The 8847-nt window shown below is 45.7% G+C and carries 7 protein-coding genes; 6 read left to right on the top strand and 1 reads right to left on the bottom strand.

What is annotated here, in order from left to right; translation table 11 throughout:
- The first annotated feature begins 803 nt into the window (after positions 1-803).
- The 5 genes from rpmH (at position 804) to mnmE (ending at position 4689) form a co-directional block, all read left to right on the top strand.
- Positions 804-947, top strand: coding sequence for a 50S ribosomal protein L34 (gene rpmH / locus ACIH2S_RS19340; RefSeq protein ID WP_004906236.1), 144 nt, complete (start codon positions 804-806; stop codon positions 945-947).
- A gap of 18 nt (positions 948-965) precedes the next feature.
- Positions 966-1325: a ribonuclease P protein component gene (rnpA, locus tag ACIH2S_RS19335; RefSeq protein WP_006660612.1), complete on the top strand. Its 360-nt coding sequence runs from the start codon at positions 966-968 to the stop codon at positions 1323-1325.
- Positions 1289-1549, top strand: a complete 261-nt coding sequence (gene yidD, locus ACIH2S_RS19330; RefSeq protein WP_006660611.1) for a membrane protein insertion efficiency factor YidD — start codon at positions 1289-1291, stop codon at positions 1547-1549. Before rnpA ends, yidD begins: the two co-directional genes overlap by 37 nt.
- A 2-nt stretch (positions 1550-1551) precedes the next feature.
- Positions 1552-3213, top strand: coding sequence for a membrane protein insertase YidC (gene yidC / locus ACIH2S_RS19325; RefSeq protein ID WP_036950675.1), 1662 nt, complete (start codon positions 1552-1554; stop codon positions 3211-3213).
- Positions 3214-3324: 111 nt separating this feature from the next.
- Positions 3325-4689, top strand: a complete 1365-nt coding sequence (gene mnmE / locus ACIH2S_RS19320) for a tRNA uridine-5-carboxymethylaminomethyl(34) synthesis GTPase MnmE (RefSeq protein ID WP_036950677.1) — start codon at positions 3325-3327, stop codon at positions 4687-4689.
- Between the two features lie 97 nt (positions 4690-4786).
- Here mnmE and fdhD read toward each other — a convergent pair whose 3' ends face one another.
- On the bottom strand, positions 4787-5617 hold the full coding sequence (gene fdhD, locus ACIH2S_RS19315; protein WP_036950679.1) for a formate dehydrogenase accessory sulfurtransferase FdhD: 831 nt from the start codon (positions 5615-5617) through the stop codon (positions 4787-4789).
- Between the two features lie 175 nt (positions 5618-5792).
- On the opposite strand from fdhD, the gene fdnG reads away from it, so the two are divergent.
- A complete protein-coding gene (gene fdnG / locus ACIH2S_RS19310; RefSeq protein ID WP_080684239.1) occupies positions 5793-8840 on the top strand; it encodes a formate dehydrogenase-N subunit alpha in 3048 nt (1015 codons plus the stop codon).
- Positions 8841-8847 lie beyond the last annotated feature (7 nt).

Genomic DNA, 8847 nt, shown 5'->3' with positions numbered 1-8847 from the left:
GTTGGACTCCCCTAACAAGGTCAATGAAACAAGAATTACGGATTTCGTTAAGAATTTTTTTACTGGCAACTATTCCATTAGTCACTTTTCGTGGTCACTAAGAGAATAGGGGGCCAGAGAAGGTGTTTGACTAACTTTTACTCACCATATCTATCCACAGCATATTCCTGATCCTCCGATCAGAAATAGACCTGCGATCATACCGCAAAATTCACTCAAGATCTCCATTCTTTTACACAGTTTTTATGCTTTTTATCCACAGGCAAATGTGATAAGGCGGCTCTGATAGGGGAGAATTTTGCTGGGTGATCGCGGGCAACGACAAATTTTCCACATGTCTGGGGATAACTTTAGCCTATATATAGAAATAATCTCCCAAGATCAAAAAATATTTTTGGATCCCGCTAAGATCCTTGCGCTTTAGGGAGGAGTCCGTATAATCTTCCTCCCTGTGTACACTGCGAATGTCATTTTTTATGATGAATTTAGGCAGCATGGTTTTATGGGTAACGTCAATAAACGCTTGAGTTGATTGAAAGTTAAACTGTTAGACTTGCCTAAAAGGCAGCATAAATGAGTTTCATACGTAGCTTGTCACGGCACATATCGGCAAACCGGTCAGCCAGGTTTAAATAAAAAGTGGTTTGATTACGTCATTTTATTGACGTGACCCCCTATGTTTTATTACAATCCTGCCTCTTTCTATATTGTTGCGATAGAGGCACAGGTGTAAATCAGTTTCCACTGGTTGCCAACGCGTTTACTGAATCAGTAATAAATTTTAAAGTTAGGTAGAAATCGTTATGAAACGCACTTTTCAACCGTCCGTACTGAAGCGCAACCGTTCACACGGTTTCCGTGCTCGTATGGCCACTAAAAATGGTCGTCAGGTTCTGGCTCGCCGTCGTGCTAAAGGCCGCGCTCGTCTGACCGTTTCATCTAAGTAATAAAGCTAGCCCTCTATAGTGGTTACGCTCGCTTTTACCCGGGAGTTACGTTTGTTAACTCCCAGGCATTTCGACAATGTCTTCAAGCAGCCGCAGAGGGCGAGTTCCCCAGAGATAACAATCCTTGGTCGCCTTAACGAGCTGGGGCATCCCCGCATCGGTCTTACCATCGCCAAAAAAAATGTTAAACGTGCTCATGAGCGTAATCGTATCAAACGATTAGCCCGTGAATATTTTCGTTTGCATCAACATGAGTTGCCTTCAATGGACTTTGTGGTTCTGGTTCGCAGAGGGGTAGCCGATCTCGACAATCAACAGATTACGGAATCATTGGATAAGTTATGGCGTCGTCACCGTCGCTTGGCTCAAAAGTCCTGATCATGCTGATCAGAGGTTACCAACTGGCTATTAGTCCGTTGTTAGGACCTCGTTGTCGTTTCAATCCCACATGCTCTAATTACGGAATTGAGGCATTGCGCAGGTTTGGTATGCTAAAAGGTAGTTGGTTAACTGCCAAACGCGTATTAAAATGCCACCCTTTACACGCTGGTGGAGATGATCCTGTCCCACCTAGAAAAACTGATGATAATAGAGAATTATAACGATGGATTCCCAACGCAATCTTCTACTCATCGCTTTGTTGTTCGTGTCGTTCTTAGTTTGGCAGGCTTGGGAGAGCGATAAAGTTGCTCAGGAAACCAAGGCTGTTCAAGTTTCTCAGCAAAAGACGGACATGCCGAGCAGTGCAAGCAATGATGGTCAAGCGGTCACAGGTAGTGAACAAGGTAAGCTTATTGCCGTTAAAACCGACGTACTTGATATTCGTATCAATACTCGTGGTGGTGATATCGATGAGGCTGACCTGTTAGCCTATCCAGCAACCCTGAATTCACCAAACCCATTCCGTTTATTGGAAACCACACCAGGTTTTGTTTATCAGGCTCAAAGTGGTCTGATCGGTCCTCATGGTCCAGACAACCCAGCGAATAACAATGGTCAGCGCCCTCTTTATACTTCAGATGCAGCAAGCTTTGAGTTAAAAGATGGTCAAGACGAATTACGTATTCCGATGTCCTTCACCGATAATAACGGTGTGGTTTATCAGAAGACGTACATTCTGAAGCGTGGCAAATACACTGTTGATGTTGAATACAACATTCAAAACCCAACTGCACAGCCTTTAACACTTGCGTTCTTCGGACAATTAAAGCAAACCATCGCTTTACCAGAACAACGTGACACTGGCAGTAGTAACTTTGCTCTACATACCTACCGCGGTGCGGCTTACTCTTCTGATGAAAATAACTATAAAAAATATAGTTTCAGTGACATCGAAGATAAAAACTTAAGCCTGACAACCAAAGGTGGTTGGGTCGCGATGCTGCAACAATACTTTGCAACTGCGTGGATCCCAGCTTCTTCTGAGCAAAGCACTTTCTACACCATTGATCTCGATAAGAAATCAGCCATCGTTGGTTATAAGAGTGAACCTCTGACCATCGCATCAAATGGTGCTGCGACCTACTCTTCTACACTGTGGATTGGTCCTGAAATTCAGTCAGAAATGGCGGAAGTTGCTCCTCATTTAGACTTAACCGTAGATTACGGTTGGTTATGGTTTATCTCTCAGCCACTGTTCAAACTGTTGAAATTCATTCACGGTTTCGTTGGTAACTGGGGTATTGCCATCATCGTTATCACCTTTATCGTCCGTGGTATCATGTACCCGCTGACTAAAGCACAGTACACCTCAATGGCGAAAATGCGTTTACTGCAGCCTAAACTAGCTGCAATGCGTGAGCGTATTGGTGACGATAAACAACGTATGAGCCAAGAAATGATGGCGCTGTACAAATCAGAAAAAGTAAACCCACTGGGTGGTTGTTTACCGCTGCTGATTCAAATGCCAATCTTCCTTGCGTTGTACTACATGTTGATGGGTTCTGTTGAACTGCGTCATGCACCGTTCTTTGGTTGGATCCAAGACTTGTCTGCACAAGACCCGTACTACATCCTGCCAGTGCTGATGGGTGTGACGATGTTTGTTATTCAGAAGATGTCACCAACTACCGTGACTGACCCAATGCAGCAGAAGATCATGACTTACATGCCAGTCGTATTTACCGTGTTCTTCCTGTGGTTCCCATCAGGTCTGGTTCTGTACTATATCGTGAGCAACTTAGTCACCATTATCCAGCAGCAGGTTATTTACCGTGGTCTGGAAAAACGTGGCTTACATAGCCGTGATAAGAAAGCGAAGAAATAATCTAAATTCCAATCGAGTTTAGAGGGCTTCACAAAGCCAGATTCTATAGTAACATTGAGGCGATCCATTTAGGGTCGCCTCAATTTTTTTAGTCATAGACAGAGAAACATCATGCAAATCAACGATACTATCGTCGCACAGGCAACCGCTCCCGGTCGTGGTGGGGTTGGAATTTTACGTGTATCCGGCCCGCAAGCAGCCCTTGTTGCTGAAACAGTACTCGGAAAGTTACCGAAGCCGCGCTATGCCGATTATCTGCCATTTCGTGATGCAGATGGCTCTGTTCTTGACCAAGGGATTGCTATTTATTTCCCAGGACCTAACTCTTTCACTGGGGAAGATGTTCTTGAACTACAAGGGCATGGCGGTCCTGTTATTCTCGATTTATTACTCAGAAGAATTCTGACCATTGCCAATATCCGTATTGCCAATCCGGGGGAATTTTCTGAGCGTGCATTTTTAAATGACAAACTCGATTTAGCGCAAGCCGAAGCGATTGCCGACCTGATTGATGCGAGTTCAGAACAAGCGGCGCGTTCAGCGATGAACTCTTTACAAGGGGCTTTTTCATCCCACATCCACCAGTTAGTGGAAGCGCTTACTCACTTGCGCATCTATGTGGAAGCGGCGATTGATTTTCCGGATGAAGAAATTGATTTCCTATCTGACGGTAAAATTGAAGCTAAATTAAACGAAGTGGTAGCGGATTTAGAAGATGTCCGTTCACAGGCTCGTCAAGGGAGTTTGCTGCGCGAAGGCATGAAAGTGGTGATTGCTGGTCGTCCAAATGCGGGTAAATCTAGCCTATTGAATGCGTTAGCGGGGCGTGAAGCGGCGATTGTGACGGATATTGCGGGGACTACCCGTGACGTCCTACGTGAACACATTCATATTGATGGTATGCCGCTGCATATTATTGATACCGCCGGTTTACGTGAAGCCAGCGATGAAGTTGAACGTATCGGTATTGAACGCGCATGGAAAGAGATTGAACAAGCCGACCGTGTGCTATTTATGGTAGATAGCACCACGACAGATGCTACGGAGCCACAAGAAATTTGGCCTGAATTTATGGCTCGCTTGCCAGAAACATTACCAGTTACGGTTATTCGTAATAAAGCAGATAAAACAGGGGAATCTGTAGAATTTGTTGCTGATGCCCGTTACCCACTGATCCGTTTATCTGCTCGTGAAGAAAAAGGCATCGATTTGCTGCGTGATCACCTCAAAGAAACCATGGGCTTCAATAGCAACACAGAAGGTGGTTTCCTTGCCCGTCGTCGCCACTTGCAAGCACTGAACAATGCTGCAACCCATCTTGCACAAGGCTATGACCAGTTAGTGAACGCTCGCTCCGGTGAGCTGCTGGCTGAAGAGTTACGCTTAGCTCAGCAAGAACTGAGCGAAATCACCGGTGAATTTACCTCCGATGATTTGTTAGGGCGCATTTTCTCGAGTTTCTGTATTGGTAAGTGATTAAGATAAATAAAAAACCATTTTCCTGACATCGGGAAAATGGTTCTAGCCCACAGACATTGCATGTAAATTCATATAGGCGGTGAGTGAATACTGGTTAGTCTATCACCCTACTCGGATGGGTAAACACGGTGGCTTTACCTTGGCGGCAGAAACCGACCAGCGTTAAATTGGCTTTTTCGGCGACTTCAATCGCCAATGATGTTGCGGCTGAAACCGCAAATAAAATTTCCGCACCGCAGCTTGCGGCTTTTTGTACCATCTCATAACTTGCGCGACTAGACACTAAAATAGCGCCTTGCTGCCAATCAGAACGGCTTTTCATTCCCAGTAGCTTGTCTAGCGCAACATGGCGGCCCACATCTTCACATCCGCCCACTAGGCGACCTTCAGGTGAGATCCACGCAGCGGCATGAGTACAACCGGTTAATGCGCCAATTTCTTGAACTGTCTTCAATTCTTGTAGAGCGTTATCGAGATAAGATAATGAGAATGTTTGAGTGAATGGCAGCGGAGTGATAGGCTTAAATATCTCATCGAGCTGTTCTGTACCACAAATACCGCAGCCAGTTCGCCCAGTCAGATTACGACGACGCTCTTTGAGCGCCATAAAACGGCGGCTTGATAACTCAATATGAACTTCAATGCCTCGGTGACAACCTTGCGCAATATCAATTCCGCGAATTTCATCACGGGATTGTATTATCCCTTCTGATAATGAAAATCCGACAGCAAAATCTTCCAGATCTTTGGGTGTCGCCATCATTACCACATGAGATATCCCGTTATAAACGAGAGCGACAGGGACTTCCTCCGCAACGAAATCATTAACCAGTGAACCGAGGTTATTTTTTTGTTGCACGATTGTGGATTGAACGCCGATCATTTTAGATAATTTAGGGTTATTTGTAGTATTTGTTTCATACATTAGATGAATTCCTATCACTAATGATACATAATATTCGATATGGGTAAAAAGAATTTACACCATTGATCAGGCAATGAACCTGAATACGTAAGGAAGACGTTGAATAAGAACAGTTTACCTCAAATTTTGTGACGAAGTTAGGTAAACATGAGCAATGTATATGAGGAGATCCCCCATGCAAGTCAGCAGAAGGCAGTTCTTTAAGATCTGCGCTGGCGGTATGGCAGGTACAACGGCAGCAGCGCTGGGTTTTGCTCCAGCAACTGCATTAGCCTCTACACGCCAGTATAAACTACTGCGTGCAAAAGAGACTCGAAATACCTGTACCTACTGTTCTGTCGGCTGTGGGCTGTTAATGTACAGCCTAGGTGATGGCGCGAAGAATGCGAAAGAAAGCATTTTTCATATCGAAGGGGACCCGGATCATCCGGTAAACCGTGGTGCACTTTGTCCTAAAGGTGCAGGATTAATCGACTTTATCCACAGTGAGAGTCGACTCAAGTATCCAGAAGTTCGCGAACCAGGCACTAATGAATGGAAACGCATCACTTGGAACGACGCGTTTGATCGCATCGCCAAGTTAATGAAAGAAGACCGTGATGCAAACTTCATTAAACAGAATAAAGATGGTGTAACGGTCAACCGTTGGTTAACCACCGGTATGCTGTGTGCATCAGCGGCAAGTAACGAAACAGGTTTTGTAACCCAAAAATTTAGTCGCGCCCTCGGCATGCTTGCCGTGGATAACCAAGCGCGTGTCTGACACGGACCAACGGTAGCAAGTCTTGCTCCAACATTTGGTCGCGGTGCGATGACCAACCACTGGGTTGACATTAAAAACGCAAACCTGATCGTCGTTATGGGCGGTAATGCGGCAGAAGCGCATCCAGTCGGTTTCCGCTGGGCGATGGAAGCGAAAATCCACAATAAAGCAAAATTAATCGTTATCGATCCACGCTTTACCCGTACTGCGGCTGTGGCGGATTTTTACACGCCTATCCGTTCAGGTACCGATATTGCCTTCCTGTCAGGTGTTATCAAATACTTGCTGGATAACGAAAAAATTCAACGTGAATACGTTGAGGCGTACACCAACGCCAGCTTAGTTATTCGTGAAGACTTCGGTTTTGATGACGGTCTGTTCACCGGTTACGATGCAGAAAAACGTCAATATGACAAAACCACGTGGAACTACGAGATGGATGAGAACGGCTTAGCGCTGCGCGATCCGACTCTGAAAAACCCACGTTGTGTTCTGAACCTATTGAAAGAGCACGTGAGCCGTTATACCCCAGAAGTGGTTAACAACATCTGTGGTACGCCAATCAAAGACTTCTTGCAAGTCTGTGAATACATTGCAGAAACTAGCGCGAAAGACAAAACAGCGTCCTTCTTATATGCGCTGGGTTGGACTCAACATACCGTTGGTGCGCAGAACATTCGTACCATGGCGATGATCCAGTTACTGCTTGGTAACATGGGTATGTTAGGTGGTGGTGTGAACGCACTGCGTGGACACTCCAACATCCAAGGTCTGACTGACTTAGGTCTGTTATCTCAGAGCTTACCGGGTTACCTGACATTACCATCAGAAAAACAAACAACCTTAGAAAGCTATTTAGCGGCGAATACACCAAAAGCGACCGTTGCTGGTCAGGTGAACTATTGGGGCAACTACCCTAAATTCTTCGTCAGTTTAATGAAGACTTTCTATGGCGATAAAGCGCAGAAAGAGAATAACTGGGGCTTCGACCTGTTACCTAAGTGGGATCAGGGCTACGACGTTCTACGTTATTTTGAAATGATGGATAAGGGCGAAGTTAACGGCTATATCTGCCAAGGCTTTAACCCATTAGCCTCATTCCCGAACAAGAACAAAGTCTCGAAATCGCTTTCTAAGCTGAAGTTCTTAATTACTATCGACCCGCTGAACACAGAAACTGCAAACTTCTGGCAAAATCACGGCGAAATGAACGATGTGAAACCGGAAGAGATTCAAACCACCGTGTTCCGTCTGCCATCTTGCTGTTTCGCTGAAGAAAACGGTTCAATTGTTAACTCAGCACGTTGGTTACAGTGGCACTGGAAAGGTGCAGACGCCCCAGGTGAAGCTATCAGTGATGGTGAAATCCTGTCAGGTATCTACCATCGCCTGCGTCAAATGTATGAAACTGAAGGCGGCGCAGTACCTGAACAGGTTCTGAGCATGACTTGGGATTACCTCGACCGCGATAATCCAACGCCGGAAGAAGTGGCTCAAGAAAGCAACGGTTACGCATTAGAAGACCTGAAAGATGCTGACGGCAACGTGATTGTGAAAAAAGGCGAACTGCTTAGTTCGTTTGCGCAATTACGTGATGACGGTACGACGGCTAGTGGTTGCTGGATCTTCTCTGGTAGCTGGACGCCGAAAGGTAACCAAATGGCTAACCGTGATAACTCCGACCCAACGGGTCTGGGTAACACATTAGGTTGGGCATGGGCATGGCCACTGAACCGCCGCGTGATTTATAACCGTGCATCGGCTGACCCAATGGGTAAACCATGGGATCCGAAGCGCCAAATCCTTGAGTGGAATGGTAGCAAGTGGGTAGGTATGGATATTCCAGACTACAGCACTGCAGCCCCAGGAAGCGGTGTCGGTCCATTTATCATGCAGCCTGAAGGGATGGGTCGTTTATTTGCACTGGATAAGATGGCAGAAGGTCCATTCCCAGAGCATTACGAACCAATCGAAACGCCGCTGGATACTAACCCGCTGCATCCAAATGTGGTGTCAAACCCTGCTGCTCGTGTGTTTAAAGACGACTGGGCGCAAATGGGTAAAGCGACTGAGTTCCCATACGTGGGTACCACTTACCGCTTAACTGAGCACTTCCACTATTGGACGAAGCATGCGCTGTTAAATGCCATTATCCAACCTCAACAGTTCATTGAAATTGGTGAACGTTTAGCGAAAGAAAAAGGCATCGAGCAAGGCGATACGGTTAAGGTCAGTTCTAAACGTGGTTACATCAAAGCGAAAGCCGTGGTCACTAAACGTATTAAAACTCTGCAAGTGGATGGAAAAGATATCGATACCATCGGTATTCCAATTCACTGGGGCTTTGAAGGTGTTGCAGTGAAGGGCTTTATCACCAACACATTAACGCCATATGTGGGTGATGCGAATACTCAGACGCCGGAATTTAAATCATTCCTTGTCAACGTGGAAAAGGTGTAAGGAGATA

Origin of the sequence: Providencia lanzhouensis (assembly GCF_050469745.1) — a bacterium.
Classification (GTDB): Bacteria; Pseudomonadota; Gammaproteobacteria; order Enterobacterales; family Enterobacteriaceae; genus Providencia; species Providencia lanzhouensis.
This window is presented reverse-complemented; position numbering and strand designations above follow the sequence as displayed.